Source organism: Lysinibacillus sp. NPDC093216 (assembly GCF_050280325.1).
Lineage (GTDB): Bacteria > Bacillota > Bacilli > Bacillales_A > Planococcaceae > Lysinibacillus.
In genome coordinates, this window is the sequence record NZ_JBNNVB010000005.1 from 79,431 (window position 1) to 95,729 (window position 16,299).

The following is a 16,299-nucleotide window of genomic DNA, read 5'->3' on the forward strand; positions in this document are numbered from 1 at the left end:
GAAGGGTGAGGGGCAGAATGAAGAAAATTATTAAAGGTGGACGAGTGGCGACAGCTGCAGATGTTTTTGAGGCAGATATTTTAATTGAAAACGGAAAAATTGTTCAAATTGGCAAAAATCTATCCGACATTGGGGCAGAAGTTATTGATGCTACAGGTAAATATGTGATGCCAGGAGGAATTGATCCTCACACACATTTAGATATGCCATTTAACAATACTGTGACTGATGATGATTGGAAATCTGGTACCATTGCAGCAGCTTTCGGTGGAACAACTACTATTTTGGATTTCTGCTTAACGGCTGGCGAGGATAAACTTTCAGCTGCAGTTGAAAAGTGGCATGACAAGGCGAAGGGGAAATCAGCCATCGACTATGGATTCCACTTAATGATTTGTGATTTAACCCCTGAAACAGAAGTCGAATTGCCGCAGATCTTAGAGCAAGAGGGTATTACTTCTGTCAAGGTATTTATGGCGTATGCGAAAGAATTTCAAGCCTCAGACCGCACCCTTTTTAAGGCTTTTAAAATAGCGAAAGACCTCGGTGCTGTTGTTATGGTGCACTGTGAAAATGGTTCTGTTATTGATGAGCTTGTAGAAGAGGCGCGACGTGCAGGTCATAAGGAGCCGATTTATCATGCGCTTACTCGTCCAGCTGAATTAGAGGGCGAAGCGACAAAACGTGCAATTGAGTTAGCCCATATTGCTGGCGCTACCCTTTATGTTGTACATGTAACTTGTAAAGAGGCAGTAGATGAGATTATTGCTGCGCGTGAAAAAGGCTATGACGTTTATGGTGAAACATGTCCACCATATTTAACTTTGGATCAATCTGCTTTAGCACAACCAGGTTTTGAGGGTGCAAAATATGTTTGGTCCCCACCACTTCGACCGAAATATCATCAGGCTCATTTATGGAATGCTCTAAAAGCAAAACAACTACAAACAATTGGCTCTGACCAATGCTCGTTTAGTTTTAAGGGTAAAAAGCAGTTAGGAATAAATGATTTTTCTAAAATTCCTAACGGTGGGCCTTTTATTGAAGATCGCTTTAGTATTTTATATTCAGAAGGCGTAGCAAAAGGAAAAATTTCTATCAATGAGTTCGTCGATATGATTTCCACAAGTGCAGCAAAAGTATTTGGTTTATTCCCACAAAAAGGAACGATTGCAATCGGTTCTGATGCCGATATCGTTATTTTTGATCCAGAGGTAAAACGAGAAATCTCGGCTAAAACACATCATATGAACGTGGATTATAACCCATATGAGGGATGGGAAGTAACAGGTGAACCAGTCAGCGTACTAGTACGTGGAGAATATGTCATTAAAAATAAAGAGTTTGTCGGTGTACTAGGTAGCGGACAATATATAAAACGTGCATTAAAAACAACGGCTACAGAAGCACTAAACATTTAGCATGATCCCGCATTAACGGGCAGTAATACTCCCACCACAAAATTTTTGCAAAAGCTGAGAAGTTAGGTGGGAGATAAAAAGCCCGATTCGTTCAACTAATAATCAATGGGGGATGAAGAGACCCCCACTGATTAAAGTTTCACTTTATGACCGATTGCTTTGGATGGAGAACAGAGCAATCGGTCTCGTAATATCTTCATTTAGCTACAGAAGACTATCTACCTCTATAGGTGGTGAGATGAATGTTGAATGTGGCTTTTTTCAATGGTCCTAGCATCAATTACGCCTAGGTGTAATAAGAAGGAAAAAATGAACACATGAGGGGGATGTGGAAATGGCTCCGAATCAAGAAAATGCAATGTCCCAACAGTTAAACCGTAATTTTATGGAATTGACTAGCAGGATGACAAAGAATGAAGCAATAGAGGAATCTAATCGTTGTCTTTATTGCTATGATGCACCGTGCATTAAAGCCTGTCCAACGAGTATTCAAATCCCAAATTTCATAAAAAAAATTGCTTCTGGTAATATGAAGGGCTCTGCTACGACTATATTAGAAGCAAATCCAATTGGTGCAAGCTGTGCAAGGGTTTGTCCAACGGAGGAACTATGTGAAGGGGCGTGTGTGTTAAATTCCTCAACAAAGCCAATTAAAATCGGAGAGCTACAGCGCTTTGCAACAGATTGGGCAATGGCAACGAACGCTCAGCTATTTAAGCAAGGGCAAAACAATGGACATAAGGTAGCGATTATTGGTGCAGGTCCTGCTGGTTTATCGGCTGCTCGTGAACTAAGTCGATTTGGTTATCAGGTCACTATTTATGAAGCTGAATCGAAAGCTGGTGGCCTAGGAAGCTATGGTATTGTGTCGTTCCGTTTACCAAATGAAGTCGTTGATTGGGAAATTGAACAAATCGAAAAGCTTGGTGTGGAAATCAAAACAAACACAACTGTCGGTATAGATATTTCTGCTGAAGAAATTTTGGAGCAATATGACAGTGTAATTTTAGCAGTTGGTATGGGAGCTGTGCCGAATCTAGGCATTGAAGGAGAAGATTTAGACGGTGTACATGATGCAATAGAGTTTGTCAGAAAGACAAAAATGGGACCGCTTACAAAAGATATAGTTGGGAAGCGGGTGGCTGTCATTGGTGCGGGAAATACCGCGATTGACGGTGCTACATGTGCAGTGCGTTTAGGTGCTGATAATGTTCAAATTCTTTATAGAAGAACACAAAAAGAAATGACTGCTTACAAATTTGAATATGAATTTGCCAAGCAAGATGGTGTGGAGTTTAAGTGGTTAACAGCACCGAAAAAAATTATTGGTAATGAGTCAGGTGAGGTCGTAGGTATCGAATGTACGAAAATGAAGCTCGGTGAAGCGGGTGCTGATGGTCGTCAAAGACCTGAGGAGATTAAGGGGTCCAATTTTATTATTGAAGTGGATGCTGTTATTAAGGCAATCGGGCAAACACGTTTTGTATCATTGATTGAAGCTTTTGGCTTACAGCATACAAATGGTGTTGTTGATATTGATGAAACGACAATGCAAACTTCGAATGACAAAGTATTTGCGTGTGGAGATGTCGTCTTCGGAAATGGCCAGGGCGAGGCGATGGTTGTAACCGCTGTACAGCAAGGAAAAGACGCAGCATACAAGATCCATGAACGTTTAACTTCTTTCAGCGGAAGTCTCCCTCCTCTATAGGTGATGAGATGAATGCAGATTTAAGCTACTTTTCAACAGGCTGAAAGAAGTTAAAGCCTCCGGCGGATGTCACGGAATCGGAAAGGAGTTCTTTGTGCTAGCACAAAGCCGATTCCAGACACAATTATGCCGAGGCATAATTGATAAAACCAAGTGAGATTGCATAAGGGAGGAACTACTATGGCAGACTTACGTATTGACTTAGCGGGCATCAAATCGCCTAATCCATTTTGGCTTGCGTCGGCACCGCCAACGAATTCAGGCTATCAAGTACAACGTGCATTTGAAGCGGGGTGGGGTGGTGCTGTATGGAAGACATTGGGGGATCCGATTTTAAATGTTTCTTCACGCTTTGCAGCTGTTAGCTTTAACGGACAAAGAGTAGCTGGCTTCAATAATATTGAATTGATTACGGATCGTCCGTTAGAGGTAAATTTACAAGAAATTTATGAAACGAAAAAAAGGTTTCCGCATCACGCAATTATCGCTTCCTTAATGGTGGAGCCAAAGCAAGAAAAGTGGCATGAGATTGTTAAACGAGTAGAAGATGTGGGAGTTGATGGTCTTGAGCTTAACTTTGGTTGCCCACATGGGATGGCAGAACGAGGAATGGGGTCTGCCTCTGGTCAAGTACCTGAGTTGGTGGAAAAGCAAACGTACTGGGTGAAAGAGGCTGCGAAAACTCCAGTAATTGTGAAGTTAACACCGAACATTACCGACATTACGGTAACGGCAGAAGCGGCTACAAGAGGTGGAGCGGATGCCATTAGTATGATTAATACAATTAACAGCTTGGCTGGTGTTGACTTAGATACATGGAATACAGTGCCTCATGTAGCTGGAAAGGGTGCACATGGTGGCTATTGTGGTCCTGCCGTTAAACCAATTGCGCTCAATATGGTTGCAGAGTGTGCTCGTAATCCATTAATCAATGTTCCTATTTCGGGCATTGGTGGTATTTCCAACTGGCAAGATGCTGCTGAGTTTATATTAATGGGAGCTACAGGCGTGCAAGTTTGTACAGCAGCAATGCATCATGGCTTTAGTATTGTTGAGGATATGATTGATGGACTCAATAACTATTTAGACGATAAAGGCATTGCCTCTGTCATGGATTTAGTAGGTCGCTCAGTTTCTAGATATTCCAATTGGGGTGACCTGGACTTAAATTATAAAATCGTGGCTGAAATTAATAATGATGTTTGCATTAACTGTAACAAGTGCCATATTGCATGTGAGGATACATCGCATCAATGTATCGACTTATATTCAGAAGATGGCCGCCCAATGCTGAAAGTGCGGGAAGAGGATTGTGTAGGCTGTAATTTATGCTCAATTGTTTGTCCTGTAGATGATGCTATTACAATGGTTGAACGCAAATCTACAGTTCCACCAATGACTTGGAATGAACGTCAATCTTTAATTAGCAGTCTATCTAAGTAAAAAGTCTAAAATCAATTTCACCTTGGCTTAATTGCGTTTGTATGCTTAATCTTCATTCGTCTCACTACCTTCTGAGGTGGGAGTATTTTGTCGAAGGAAGATAAACTGAAATTCCACCTTCCTTCAGCATTTTCGTTGGAGGAAGGAATAACCTCATGTAAGTTGTCACGGAAATTTGATAAAAAAGGAGAGATTATATGGAACGTGATGGGAATTATTTAAAATCCCCAGATTTACTTCCAGTGACACATCAACAAAGAAATATCGGAACATTTGGTTTTGCAGTAATTTGGATAGGGATGGCAATTGTATTAGCGGCTTTTGCAATAGGTGGCACAGCAATTATAAGCTTACCATTGCCAATGGTGATTTTAGCAACGTTGATTGGCTCTTGTCTAATTGGTGTATTTATGACGTTAATTGGAGATATAGGCATTGAACATGGCTTATCATTCCCAGTATATATGCGTGCTCCGTTCGGTACATTTGGCACACATATTCCGTCACTTGTCCGAGGTGTAACGGCTGCCTGTTGGTTCGGTCTGAATACTTATTTTGGAGCATTAGCGATAAACGGCATTTTAAATTTACTTTTTAGTTTTGATAATTGGTTTGTCTGTTTCATTGTCTTTGCAGCACTTCAGTTATTTAATACATCACTAGGTATTAAATCTATTGAACGCTTTGCAGATTTAGCAGCACCAGTTATCATTTTAATTTCCTGCTGGATGTATTATACACTGGCAGATCATGCAGTAGCTCAAGGGAAAAATATTTGGACGTGGGTGGAAGCGCCAACAACAGGATTCTCAGCCTTCACTGCATTTATGGTAGTGATTATGGCGAATATGGGATTTTGGTCGACGCTAGCAGCCGATATGCCTTCACTTTCACGCTTCTTTAAAGCACCGAAAAATGAACGTAATTGGTTCAAACGCAATAAAACACAGCTAGTTGGCTCATTAATCGTCATGCCGATTACAAATACTTTCATAGTAACAATTGGTGCCGTGTGCTATATGGCTGTTGCTTCTGCTGATCCAATCAATGCACTACAGCAAAGCGCAAGTGGCTTTATTTTAGGAATCTTACTGTTAATGATTGTATTAGCACAATGGTCGACTAACACCTCTGCAAATGTTATCCCAGCTGCAACGATCTTCTCGAATATCGGTGGGCCAAAAGTGCCGTTTTGGGTGGGGGTTGTTATTGCAGGAATCATTGGTATTCTAGCACAACCATGGAGTTTATTTGATGTGTTAGTCAATGCACTTTTAATTATCGGGGGAATTTTAACAGCCATCGTTGGTATTCTATTTGCCGATTATTATTTAATCCGTAAACGTCGCGTGCATGTAAAAGCACTTTATGACTTAGAGGGTCAGTTTAAATATTTGAAGGGCTTTAACATAGCTGGTTTAATCGCTTGGGTTATCGGTGGTGCAGTGGCAAATATATTCTCCACTTATTCTTCATTAGTAGGGTTCTTTGTAGGGGCACTTGTATATTATGTATTAGCGAAGTATTGGTGGTTCAAAAAATACCCTCAAGCTGAGCTAAAAGATCCAAGTGATGCAAAATATTTAGGGATTACAGCTGGTCACAATTTGGATGAACTATTTGGACAGCAACAAGCGCCTGCTCCAACCGTTGTTCCAAATGAGGATAGTGTCGTTGAACAACCAGATCCGGTGTTAGATATAAAAGGTGCTGAATAAAGTGAAACGTGGGGTTCCTCTTCATCACCCACTGATTTTGTACCTGACGCTTCGCTTTCGGCAAAGACAAATTACGGCCGTTAAAGCGGGATGAATTAAACACCAAACGTATTTTTAAGAGGTTGATAACGGAAAGGTGGAGTGATAGTATGTCAGAACATCAACAAAGCACAGAAGAAATAAAAAAAGTGGATCATTATTTAGATAGTGGCTTTAAAATCAAATATGTTTATGAAAATCTAAGTGGAATGTTTGTAGAATTTGCGCGTCAAGAAGAGGTTGTTCTGCTGCAAATTCTAACAGCGGATGCACGCAAATATTTCTCTGCAAAGCTCCAAGAACAGACGTTATTACAGTAACAAAGTAGACTCTATTCCATTCATTGTTACATGATGGAATAGAGTTTTTTTACGTAATAAAATAGGCTTTTACCCTAAGTTGATCCGTTTACGGCAAAAGCAAGATAAAATTGTTGCTACAACAGCTAATCCAATTGTAATAACAGCCAAAGTGATGGATAGAACATTCAAAGTCGTGGATAGAACCGCCGAAATCGTGGATAGAACATTCAAAGTCGTGGATAGAACCCCCGAAACAGTGGATAGAACATCCAAAGTGACGGATAGAACACAATGCTCAGAATCATTGTCGTATTGCCATAATCGTGTTTTTCCTAAAAATACAATTGTGTTTTTTAACGGAATTTATTATTATTATAAGATAATTCATTGTAGAAAGAACTTTAGAAAGAGGCGTAATTTAGTGGCAAATAAAGAATTAAAAAGGGGATTAGATGCTCGTCATATCCAAATGATTGCTCTTGGTGGAACTATTGGCGTGGGCCTGTTTATGGGTTCTGCTAGTGCCATTCAATGGACAGGGCCTTCCGTGCTCCTTGCATATGCTATAGCAGGTATTTTTATTTTTTTCATTATGCGAGCAATGGGAGAAATGCTTTATATGGAGCCAAGTACAGGTTCCTTTGCAACGTTTGGCTATAAATATATACACCCATTAGCCGGTTATTTAACGGCATGGAGTAACTGGTTTCAGTGGATCATTGTTGGGATGTCAGAGATTATAGCAGTAGGAACATATATGCAGTACTGGTATCCTGATTTACCAGCATGGATTCCAGGTTTAATTGCAATGGTGATTTTAGGCGTTGCCAACTTCATTTCTGTTAAAACGTTTGGAGAATTTGAGTTTTGGTTTGCCATGATTAAAATTGTGACGATTGTTTTAATGATTGTTGCGGGCTTTGGTCTTATTTTCTTTGGTATTGGTAACGAAGGTGTGGCAATCGGATTATCGAACCTTTGGAATCATGGAGGCTTCTTTACAGGTGGCTGGACAGGCTTCTTCTTTGCGTTATCATTAGTAGTTGCAGCCTATCAAGGCGTTGAGCTTATTGGGATTACGGCAGGAGAAGCGAAAAATCCTCAAAAAACGATTACGAATGCGATTCAAAGTATTATTTGGCGTATTTTAATATTTTATATCGGTGCAATCTTTGTCATCGTAACAGTTTATCCGTGGGATGAATTAGGTACGATTGGTAGCCCATTTGTTGCAACTTTTGCAAAGGTTGGAATTACCGCTGCGGCAGGAATTATTAATTTTGTTGTCATTACAGCAGCAATGTCAGGCTGTAATAGTGGCATTTATAGTGCGGGACGTATGCTGTATACGCTTGCCATGAATGGACAGGCACCTAAATTTTTTGCAAAGCTTTCTAGTAATGGTGTTCCTATTTTCGGCACAGTAGGCGTGTTAGTTGGTTTGGTCATCGGTGTTGTTCTAAGCTACATAGCGCCAAAAAATTTATTTGTATATGTATACAGTGCAAGTGTATTACCGGGGATGATTCCTTGGTTTGTTATTTTAATAAGTCAAATACGATTTAGAAAAATAAAAGGTGAACAACTGTCAAAGCACCCGTTCAAAATGCCCTTTGCACCATTTACAAACTATATAACAATTGCCTTTTTAGTAATGGTGCTAATCGGTATGTGGTTTAATGATGATACTAGAGTTTCACTTATTGTGGGAATTATTTTCTTAGCTCTTGTTATCATTAGCTATTATGTTTTTAGAATTGGAAAAGAACGACGAGTTAATAAATAATGAAATGTTGAAAGGGTGTATTTCATTTATGAGATACATCCTTTTTGCTTTTGTGATAAAGATATTGTCATTTTTGCAAAACGAGGGGTGATTTCCGTTCTGACTGAGCGTTTTGTTGCTGCCGATTCGCTTTCGCGCAGAGCTTCCTGGGGTGTCTGATGAGCTGCTTTTGTTGTTGACGCTTCGCTCTCGCACAGAAAAAATCCACTGCCAGCCTTCACTCCAATCAACCACTTAGCATGTATCCTCAGGCATATCACTCTAATTTATTGTGATAAAATGAAACGACTTTTCTTAACCATTTTGGTTTTCAATACTACAAAAGGGACACTCCATTAATAATTGGATTGTCCCTTTTAACTACTGTTCTTTTCGCATAATAAAGCTTAAATGTCTGCCAGCCTGTTTATCTTGACGGTAAGAAAAACCATCTGGGCTAAGGAATGTACACGTTGAATCAATCGAAATCTGCTTAGAAGGGATACCTGCAAGCTCACATTGCTTTTTCACAGTTTGTTGATTATCGATATGATATTTATTTGTTTGTGCATTGTAATACATAAAATCCTCAGCATAGCCTAGGTTGTGAAATTTTTCATAGACATCTGTATCCACCTCAAATTTCTCCTGACTAAGTGCCATACCGATTTGTACGTGAAAATCTTGTGGATTACATTGTTCATGCTCTATCAAATGTTCGAGAAGCCTTGGTGTGACTTCCTTAACTGTGCCTTGCCAGCCTGAATGTACTACGCCAATAAGACCATTAACTTCATTATAAAAAATGACAGGTACGCAATCTGCTGTAAAACTACATAAAAGTAAATTTGGCTCTAATGTATAAAGTGCATCGGTATTACTAATGGCAGTGTCCATTTGCTCTGCGCCGCGTCCTTTATCAGAAATCGTGACTTTATGGAAATTGGCACTGTGTGTTTGTTGAGTGCAAATAAAATTATTCAAGTTACAATGCAATGTAGTTGCCAATTTTTCTCGGTTTTCTAGCACATCAGCTTCATTCACACATGTATGTAGTGCCAAATTGTTTTGTTCTAGCTCGATGTCATCCTTTAAGGTAGTGCCTGCGATAAATTGGTCGTTATCAAAATAAATTTTATTTTTCATATCATCACCTCGTCTTACTATATATGATTGCTTAATGAATGTATAGGCGCTTACTCTTAAGATTTTTAAGAGCCTTGAGTATTTTCTACAATTCTTTTGACATAAAGAATTGATTTCTTCACATATAGTAATCGAAGAATGATAATTAGAGGGAAGGAGTTTGTAGATTTGACTCAAGAAAAATTCATACTGATTTCCCAATTCGGCATGTGGCTATTTTGGATTATTACATATATATTAATCATCAAACAAGGAATAAAGGATAAGAGATATGGGATGCCCATGGCCGCAATTTGTGCCAATATTTCATGGGAATTTATTTTTTCATTTATGTATCCGCTAAATGACTTGCAAAGGATCCTTACTTTCCTGTGGTTTCTTTTGGATATCTTCATTTTGATGCAATTTTTACTTTATGGTTATAAGGAGTATAAAAAAATTATTCCGAGAAAGGTATTTTATACATCTTTTTTCATAACACTCGTAGTAAGCTTTCTCACGATTTTAGCGATGATGCATGAATTCAAAGATACGGCAGGCATATATGCCGCGTTTTTCCAAAATCTGATGATGTCAGGGCTTTTTATCGCCTTATTCATTCAAAGAGGGAACTTAAGTGGACAATCAATGGGCATAGCCATTTGTAAAATGATTGGAACTGTGTTAGCAGCAGTTTGCTTCTATTTGTATTTTAGAACACCATTGATTACTATCATTTCGCTTGCAATTTTTATTTATGATTGGATTTATATAGTATTGATCTTTAGGTTTAATGTGAAATATGCAAAATGAAAAAATTGATAAAGGGATGTACCGTGCCCTGCATCTATAAAAAATAGCACTCTACAATGTCACTCAACTTTGTAGAGTGTTTTCATTTTATAAACAAATAAAAATAATGAAATGAAACACACTATCAGCAATACACGAATAAGATGTCTCTGTAGTATGAAGATAGGGAAGGTGTTTTATTTGAAAAAGAAGTGGATAACCACACTATGTATTATTTGTACGATTGGGCTAATTGGCTGTCAGGGGAAATCTGCGGATGAGAAAAAACAAGAACAACAAGTTCAAGAGTCAGAGCATAAAGCTGATGGTGTAAAAAAGCCTGTTACCTTTGAACAACAACAAGCAGAGCCAGTCGTTGTTGAAATTGTAGATCCTTCTACACAAGCCATCGTACAAACCATTTCACCGCAAGAAATGGACTATGAACGTGATAGACTATCGTATACAAAACAAATTGAGCAATTAGCAAAAGGTTTAGCGAGAGGGAATGAAAATACAACCGGCTATGATAAGCGTATGATACTTGATAAGCTGGACGATCAAGGAAAAGTAATTAAAGGTAGTCCTTTAACTGTTTTAAAAGAAAGTGAATTAGTAGAGAGAATATTAGAAGCATCAGCAACTGGTGGTACAGTGGAGATGCCTCTATCTGTTACAGAAAGCGGCTATAATTTTGAAGATATTCCATATTTAGAAGACGTGGTTGTGGCATCCTATACAACTTACTTCAATACGCATGATGTAGGAAGAAATAAAAATATTGAACTTTCTGCGAAGGCAATTAATAATGTTATCGTTGGAAGTGGAGATTCTTTCTCCTTTAATACAGTCGTTGGACCTAGGGACGAAGTAAATGGTTATCAGCCTGCACCAGAAATCATCAACAAAAAGGTTGTGATGGGCATTGGGGGAGGTATCTGTCAAACGTCCTCAACCTTATTTAATGCGGTTGATCAAATACCAGTAAAATTTGTTGAACGTCATCACCATTCTTTAGATGTCGGGTACGTTCCAAAAGGAAGAGACGCTACAGTTTCCTATGGTGGCTTAGATTTCAGATTTCAAAATACAACTAACGTACCTTTTTTAATTAAAGCTAGCTATAGTAAAAATTCTCTTACAGTTGAGGTAAGAACAGCGGAAAAATATGTAGAAATCTTGAAAAAGCAATAGTATTGCTCTTTACAAAACGAGGAGTTGATTTCCGTTCCGACTGGGCGCTTGGTTGCTGACGCTTCGCTTTCGCACAGAGCAAAGCTTCCTGGGGGCGACCGATGAGCCGCTTAGGGCAACAGATGTTTTTTTGTGCGAAAGCGTAGTGCTAACGAAGCGTCAGCAAAAGGGTTTCATTGAAAGCGTAGTGCAACGAAGCAACAGCAAAAGGGTTTCATCTGCGCGAAAGCGTAGCGGCAGCGGCAACAGCAGGATGTTAGTCACGAAGGCGTTATCACAGGATGTGATGGTTTTAGCCTTCGTTCCTCTATTGCTAATCCCCAAGGAGTCGCCCAGTCTCCACTCCAATCAACCACTTCGCTTAATATGTATCTTCAATCTGTTCCTCTAATAAAATGAAGCTGCAGCAATGTTTTTTATATGCGAAAGCGGAGCGACAGTGGTATATCTGAACACCCTAAATCATTCCCACAATAATTTTTTCAACAACAAGAGGATCATAGCAATTTTTTAATTGCTATGATCCTCTTAGCTTATATGATATTTAAAATTTCTTGTGGTGTAGCTACTTTGTACTCGGGATCCTCTTGTTGTACAACTTCAATAGCGTCATATCCCCAACTAACCCAAATAATAGGCACGCCCACTTTTTTGCAGGCTACAATATCTCTTTGTTCATCACCAATGTATATAACTTCTGAAGGTGTAATGCCCGAGCCCTTTAAAAAACTTTTTATCACTTTATCCTTTCCAAAAATACGGTTTGAAGAAAGAACATTTGACACACAATGAATACCGTTCATTTTTAGAAATTCTAAAATGTTCTCCTGTGAATTGGAGGAAATAATAAGGATTTTATAGCCTCTTTGATCAATTTCCGTAAGGACTTCTTTAATACCATCATAAAGATGAACATCATTTAATGACTGGCGGTACAGGCGATAAAACTGTGGTAAAATCATGGGCAATTTATACATAGGGAAGTCGAATAATTTACTGCGTTCCGCTATAGATAGTTTTTTTAATGATTCGATTTCCTTTAACTCTATTCCTTTAAATTTATACTTTTGCGCAATCGTATTCCAAGCTGATGCAAACACTGCTGTTGAATCAGCCAGTGTTCCATCAAAATCAAAGATTATATATTTCATGACAAACTTTCTCCTTTAATCATCTAATTGTAAAGACGTCTTTTTCTTGAAAATGTTACTGCCTATTTTAAAATAATGACATGATTATACAGAATATGTAACAGCGTATTATAAATGACCCCAGATGAATAATTTTTTTACTAATGGGTAAATATTTTTTCAGGGTAAAGGGGCTTATGGCAACTTCTTTGGTAAAAATTGTACCGAAAAATGTGTCGAAATCAATAATGAAATTATCTATACAGTTTTTATGTAGTTGAATGGACAAAAAAAGTACCTGTCATCCGTTAGTATTGAGCTGGATGACAGGTACGACTATTATGAAGCATCTTGTGATGTTGTATCTCGTTTTTTTGTTAAATAATATGCATTTACCGAGGAAGTGATAGGAATGATAAGTGCGATTCCAATGCCTGCGCAAAATATCATAATAAGTTCAGTGGCAAATACTTTAGAATTAATGATTTCACCAATTGAATAAGATAAATCTTTGAACCAAATGAGCAAGCTTAAATATCCACCAAAGAAAGCGAAAAATAATGTATTTGTATCTGTACCTAAAATGTCCCTTCCAATGCTTAAACCTGATGTAAATAATTTTTTTCTGCTAATTAACGGATTATGATGAAGAATCTCATGCATGGAAGTAGCAATAGAAATGGCAACATCCAAAATTGCTCCAATCGTACTCATAATAATAACGGAAGCTCCAATTTGCACAAAATTGACGCCAATATAAAGAGAAAATATGCTAATCTCTTCAGAGGATTCTTCCCCGAATCCTCGAATCATTGATTTCTCCGTTACAAAAACAATGAATAGTAATAAAATTACAATCGTAATCATTGTAGAAATGAATGCAGTTACTGTTTTACTACTCATTTCATTAATAAAAAATAAGCTAATCCAGCTAATGACGGTACAGGCAATGAGCGTTAATATAATTGGACTATTTTTCTGATTGGTCATTAAAAAGATGGTGATAAAGAGTACTCCAAAGTTTAAAAATAAAGATAGAAAAGATCGTACTCCTTTTTTTCCACCGATAACATTCATCAATATGAATAAAATGGCAGTTAACCATACTAATACATTCATTATTTTGCCCTCTTTCGATTAATGAAAAAAATAGAAGTGTATAAACTGATTGGAATCGTTAAGACAACACCGATTCCACCTGCTAGGGCCCTAGCTAATTCTAATGAAAGATTCATGGAAAGTGTTTGCCCTAATGGATAAGAGTTTTTTAAATATAAAATCAACATAGGGATTGAGCCACAAATATAAACAAAAAACAAAATACTTGTAATCGTTCCCATAATGTCTTTCCCGATGTCCATCCCTGAGGTTTTCAATGCTTGGTCAGATATTTCTTCGTTTTGCTCAAATAAAGCGAACATTGAAGAAGCCATTGTGATGGAGACATCCATTACAGCTCCTAGTGCTCCAATAAATAACCCAGCCATAAAAATCACTCGATATGGACGCGTTAAAAATTGCATTTCTTCATATCGAAGCCCATTCTCGGATGTAATCCACAAAACTAAAGCACTAATCAATATAGAAATAAATGTTCCTATAAGTGTTGCCACTATCGCTGCATATGTTTTTTCATTCAAGCCGTTAATGAGAATTAAAGAAATGACCGTAAATAAAAGAACACATACCCCGCTAATAAATATCAAATTTATATTAGAATTTATATATAAATCCAAAGCGTATGATAATACAAGCGAATTTACAATTAAACTGATGATTGAAAATAATCCTTGTCTTTTACCGACAATTAGCAAAGCAAAAATAAAAATCCACGCCACTATCAAGACAAACTGATCACGTTTCACGTCTAAAATAGCCCCAGTTAAATCTCCATTTTTGTCTGTATTTACTTTAATGGAAACAAATAATTTATTCCCAACATGGTACTCTTGATCAAAAGCCCCAGATGCTGAATACTCATTTGTAAAATGAATAAGCTTACCTTTTTTTTTACCATTTTTTAATACAGCTGTAATTTGCTGAGTATATAAATGATCTTCATTTTCATACATATCTGTTACAGGGTTTGATTCTTTTAATTCCGTTTTTATAACTTCCGCAATTGGACGATCATAAAATGCTTCGTTGTGATAAACGAAAAAAACAGAAGCGATAAAGCAAATTGCGATAAAGGTATAAAATATAAATTTAGATTTTTTTTTCAAGATGTTTTGCAATAAAAAGCCTCCAATGTGAGAAAGGAATCTGATTGTACTTATGCGTTCATTGTTAAAATGGCACGAAAATGACTCACAATATCACTAATTTTTTAATGTCAAGCAGATTTAAAAAATGCCATTATAAAGTAACGTGCTAATTGAATAGAGGTTCCTTAATTATATAGTAGATTTTAGCTTACTTAGTTAGTTTTAGCATAATTAAATTATTGTTATTCATTATGTAAGTGTTTATTAATTTTTTGCTTATGACAAATGGGATGGTACAACATAGCATGTGAAGGAAGCGAAAAAATATAGGAGAAATCGCCATTATTCAGGACGCGATAGTTGAATTGATACTGGCCAGGTTAGGCAGTATTTAATCAAAAGAGGAATGGTTTGGCATGAAATGTGCTATTCCAGTAATGGAAAAGCAGGGTAAAGGATCGATTATTAATACTGCTTCATCGGCAGGTATTCGTTCAGAACGCAGTATCGCTGTATATTCCGCAAGTAACATGCGGTAATCGGTTTAACGAAAGGCGTCACGGTCGAGTATGCAAATAAAAGTATTCGTATTAATGCTGTGTGTCCAGGCGGCATCGTTACACCATTATTTCAAAGTGTTGGTGAAACACTTGAAAAAACAGGGTACGTACCAGAAGAAATGTCACGTGTACGTATGGGACGCCATGGTGAACCAGAATAAGTAGCAGAAGCGGTCCTATTCTTAGCATCAGATAAAGCAAGCTTCATGGCTGATGCTGTTGTCTCTGTTGATGGTAGTTTGACTGTATAAATTCATTGTTTTTGTAGCAATTTACAAACGCAACGATAGGCAAACTTGCGAATGTGAAATGAACTATAGAAAAAAATTTATAAAGAATTATCTGGATAATAAAATAAATTAGTGTTATCGTAAGAAATAGCTAAATAAAAATATCCTTCAGGGTAGGGTGAAATTCCCAATCGGCGGTGATGAAGAAATTCAAAGTCCGTGAGCGCAAGCTGATTTGGTGCAAATCCAAAACCGACAGTTATAGTCTGGATGGGAGAAGGGTAAAAGTATGAGCTTTTTAAATTCGCTTGAGTTTATAAGGTGTATTTGAGTATGCTTTTATGTTAACTACTTCCCATTTTATAGTCGGGAAGTAGTTTTTGTTTTATTTGGCTAAAAAATTGAATAGCAGTAGTTCTTCGGGGTAGGGTGAAATTCCCAATCGGCGGTGATGAAGAAATTCAAAGTCCGTGAGCGCAAGCTGATTTGGTGCAAATCCAAAACCGACAGTGACAGTCTGGATGGGAGAAGAACGATGAGATGACAGCCTATGGAAAAAATATTATATCCATAAGGTTTATTTGTTGACGTCTTATGTATATGAACTCCCAAACCCCTTTATTCTAAGGGGTTTTTTGTTTGAGCGGAAATTATTAAATGAA

General features: G+C 37.6%; 15 protein-coding genes and 2 riboswitches. Of the genes, 10 read left to right on the plus strand and 5 right to left on the minus strand.

Annotated features, from left to right (window positions below):
- The first annotated feature begins 17 nt into the window (after positions 1 to 17).
- The 6 genes from hydA to ACQKOG_RS08045 all read left to right on the plus strand — a co-directional run bounded on the left by hydA (position 18) and on the right by ACQKOG_RS08045 (position 8,420).
- Complete coding sequence (hydA, locus tag ACQKOG_RS08020; RefSeq protein ID WP_402868837.1) at positions 18 to 1,421, plus strand: dihydropyrimidinase; 1,404 nt, start codon at positions 18 to 20, stop codon at positions 1,419 to 1,421.
- A 334-nt stretch (positions 1,422 to 1,755) separates the two neighbouring features.
- On the plus strand, positions 1,756 to 3,132 hold the full coding sequence (locus tag ACQKOG_RS08025) for an NAD(P)-dependent oxidoreductase (protein WP_427445905.1): 1,377 nt from the start codon (positions 1,756 to 1,758) through the stop codon (positions 3,130 to 3,132).
- 180 nt (positions 3,133 to 3,312) lie between these two features.
- Positions 3,313 to 4,575: an NAD-dependent dihydropyrimidine dehydrogenase subunit PreA gene (gene preA / locus ACQKOG_RS08030; RefSeq protein WP_370082721.1), complete on the plus strand. Its 1,263-nt coding sequence runs from the start codon at positions 3,313 to 3,315 to the stop codon at positions 4,573 to 4,575.
- 197 nt (positions 4,576 to 4,772) lie between these two features.
- On the plus strand, positions 4,773 to 6,293 hold the full coding sequence (locus tag ACQKOG_RS08035) for an NCS1 family transporter (RefSeq protein WP_427445907.1): 1,521 nt from the start codon (positions 4,773 to 4,775) through the stop codon (positions 6,291 to 6,293).
- 149 nt (positions 6,294 to 6,442) lie between these two features.
- Positions 6,443 to 6,652, plus strand: coding sequence for a hypothetical protein (locus ACQKOG_RS08040; RefSeq protein ID WP_049666712.1), 210 nt, complete (start codon positions 6,443 to 6,445; stop codon positions 6,650 to 6,652).
- Positions 6,653 to 7,055: 403 nt separating this feature from the next.
- Complete coding sequence (locus tag ACQKOG_RS08045; protein WP_370082725.1) at positions 7,056 to 8,420, plus strand: amino acid permease; 1,365 nt, start codon at positions 7,056 to 7,058, stop codon at positions 8,418 to 8,420.
- A gap of 26 nt (positions 8,421 to 8,446) precedes the next feature.
- Here the strand turns inward: ACQKOG_RS08045 and ACQKOG_RS08050 are convergent, their stop codons facing one another.
- Together ACQKOG_RS08050 and pgeF are read right to left on the minus strand one after the other, a co-directional pair.
- Positions 8,447 to 8,641, minus strand: coding sequence for a hypothetical protein (locus tag ACQKOG_RS08050; protein WP_427445910.1), 195 nt, complete (start codon positions 8,639 to 8,641; stop codon positions 8,447 to 8,449).
- Positions 8,642 to 8,780: 139 nt separating this feature from the next.
- Complete coding sequence (gene pgeF, locus ACQKOG_RS08055) at positions 8,781 to 9,545, minus strand: peptidoglycan editing factor PgeF (protein ID WP_427445912.1); 765 nt, start codon at positions 9,543 to 9,545, stop codon at positions 8,781 to 8,783.
- Positions 9,546 to 9,713: 168 nt separating this feature from the next.
- Between pgeF and ACQKOG_RS08060 the strand changes: the two genes are divergently transcribed.
- Both ACQKOG_RS08060 and ACQKOG_RS08065 read left to right on the plus strand, forming a co-directional pair.
- Positions 9,714 to 10,337, plus strand: coding sequence for a hypothetical protein (locus ACQKOG_RS08060; protein WP_370082729.1), 624 nt, complete (start codon positions 9,714 to 9,716; stop codon positions 10,335 to 10,337).
- Positions 10,338 to 10,517: 180 nt separating this feature from the next.
- Positions 10,518 to 11,510, plus strand: coding sequence for a VanW family protein (locus ACQKOG_RS08065; RefSeq protein WP_427445913.1), 993 nt, complete (start codon positions 10,518 to 10,520; stop codon positions 11,508 to 11,510).
- 533 nt (positions 11,511 to 12,043) lie between these two features.
- Here ACQKOG_RS08065 and ACQKOG_RS08070 read toward each other — a convergent pair.
- The 3 genes from ACQKOG_RS08070 to ACQKOG_RS08080 form a co-directional block, all read right to left on the minus strand.
- Positions 12,044 to 12,661 (minus strand): HAD hydrolase-like protein, encoded by a 618-nt coding sequence (locus tag ACQKOG_RS08070; RefSeq protein ID WP_427445915.1) that lies wholly within the window; start codon positions 12,659 to 12,661, stop codon positions 12,044 to 12,046.
- 318 nt (positions 12,662 to 12,979) lie between these two features.
- Positions 12,980 to 13,759 carry a YibE/F family protein gene (locus tag ACQKOG_RS08075; RefSeq protein ID WP_427445917.1) on the minus strand — a complete coding sequence of 260 codons (780 nt, stop codon included), beginning with the start codon at positions 13,757 to 13,759 and terminating at the stop codon, positions 12,980 to 12,982.
- Positions 13,759 to 14,877 carry a YibE/F family protein gene (locus ACQKOG_RS08080; RefSeq protein ID WP_427445919.1) on the minus strand — a complete coding sequence of 373 codons (1,119 nt, stop codon included), beginning with the start codon at positions 14,875 to 14,877 and terminating at the stop codon, positions 13,759 to 13,761. The genes ACQKOG_RS08075 and ACQKOG_RS08080 overlap by 1 nt, the downstream gene beginning before the upstream one ends.
- Before the next feature lie 407 nt (positions 14,878 to 15,284).
- Between ACQKOG_RS08080 and ACQKOG_RS08085 the strand changes: the two genes are divergently transcribed.
- Entirely contained in the window at positions 15,285 to 15,386 is a 102-nt protein-coding gene (locus ACQKOG_RS08085; protein ID WP_427446033.1) for a hypothetical protein, read from the plus strand.
- Positions 15,387 to 15,430: 44 nt separating this feature from the next.
- Positions 15,431 to 15,568, plus strand: coding sequence for a hypothetical protein (locus tag ACQKOG_RS08090; RefSeq protein ID WP_427446035.1), 138 nt, complete (start codon positions 15,431 to 15,433; stop codon positions 15,566 to 15,568).
- Between the two features lie 229 nt (positions 15,569 to 15,797).
- Positions 15,798 to 15,923, plus strand: a riboswitch (FMN riboswitch).
- 125 nt (positions 15,924 to 16,048) lie between these two features.
- Positions 16,049 to 16,174: riboswitch (FMN riboswitch) on the plus strand.
- The last annotated feature ends 125 nt before the right edge of the window (positions 16,175 to 16,299 follow it).

Bases quoted from the DNA above. Each gene is read 5' to 3' on its own strand.
- hydA (WP_402868837.1), top strand. From the start codon at position 18: ATGAAGAAAATTATTAAAGGTGGACGAGTGGCGACAGCTGCAGATGTT.
- ACQKOG_RS08025 (WP_427445905.1), top strand. From the start codon at position 1,756: ATGGCTCCGAATCAAGAAAATGCAATGTCCCAACAGTTAAACCGTAAT.
- preA (WP_370082721.1), top strand. From the start codon at position 3,313: ATGGCAGACTTACGTATTGACTTAGCGGGCATCAAATCGCCTAATCCA.
- ACQKOG_RS08035 (WP_427445907.1), top strand. From the start codon at position 4,773: ATGGAACGTGATGGGAATTATTTAAAATCCCCAGATTTACTTCCAGTG.
- ACQKOG_RS08040 (WP_049666712.1), top strand. From the start codon at position 6,443: ATGTCAGAACATCAACAAAGCACAGAAGAAATAAAAAAAGTGGATCAT.
- pgeF (WP_427445912.1), bottom strand. From the start codon at position 9,545: ATGAAAAATAAAATTTATTTTGATAACGACCAATTTATCGCAGGCACT.
- ACQKOG_RS08070 (WP_427445915.1), bottom strand. From the start codon at position 12,661: ATGAAATATATAATCTTTGATTTTGATGGAACACTGGCTGATTCAACA.
- ACQKOG_RS08075 (WP_427445917.1), bottom strand. From the start codon at position 13,759: ATGAATGTATTAGTATGGTTAACTGCCATTTTATTCATATTGATGAAT.
- ACQKOG_RS08085 (WP_427446033.1), top strand. From the start codon at position 15,285: ATGGAAAAGCAGGGTAAAGGATCGATTATTAATACTGCTTCATCGGCA.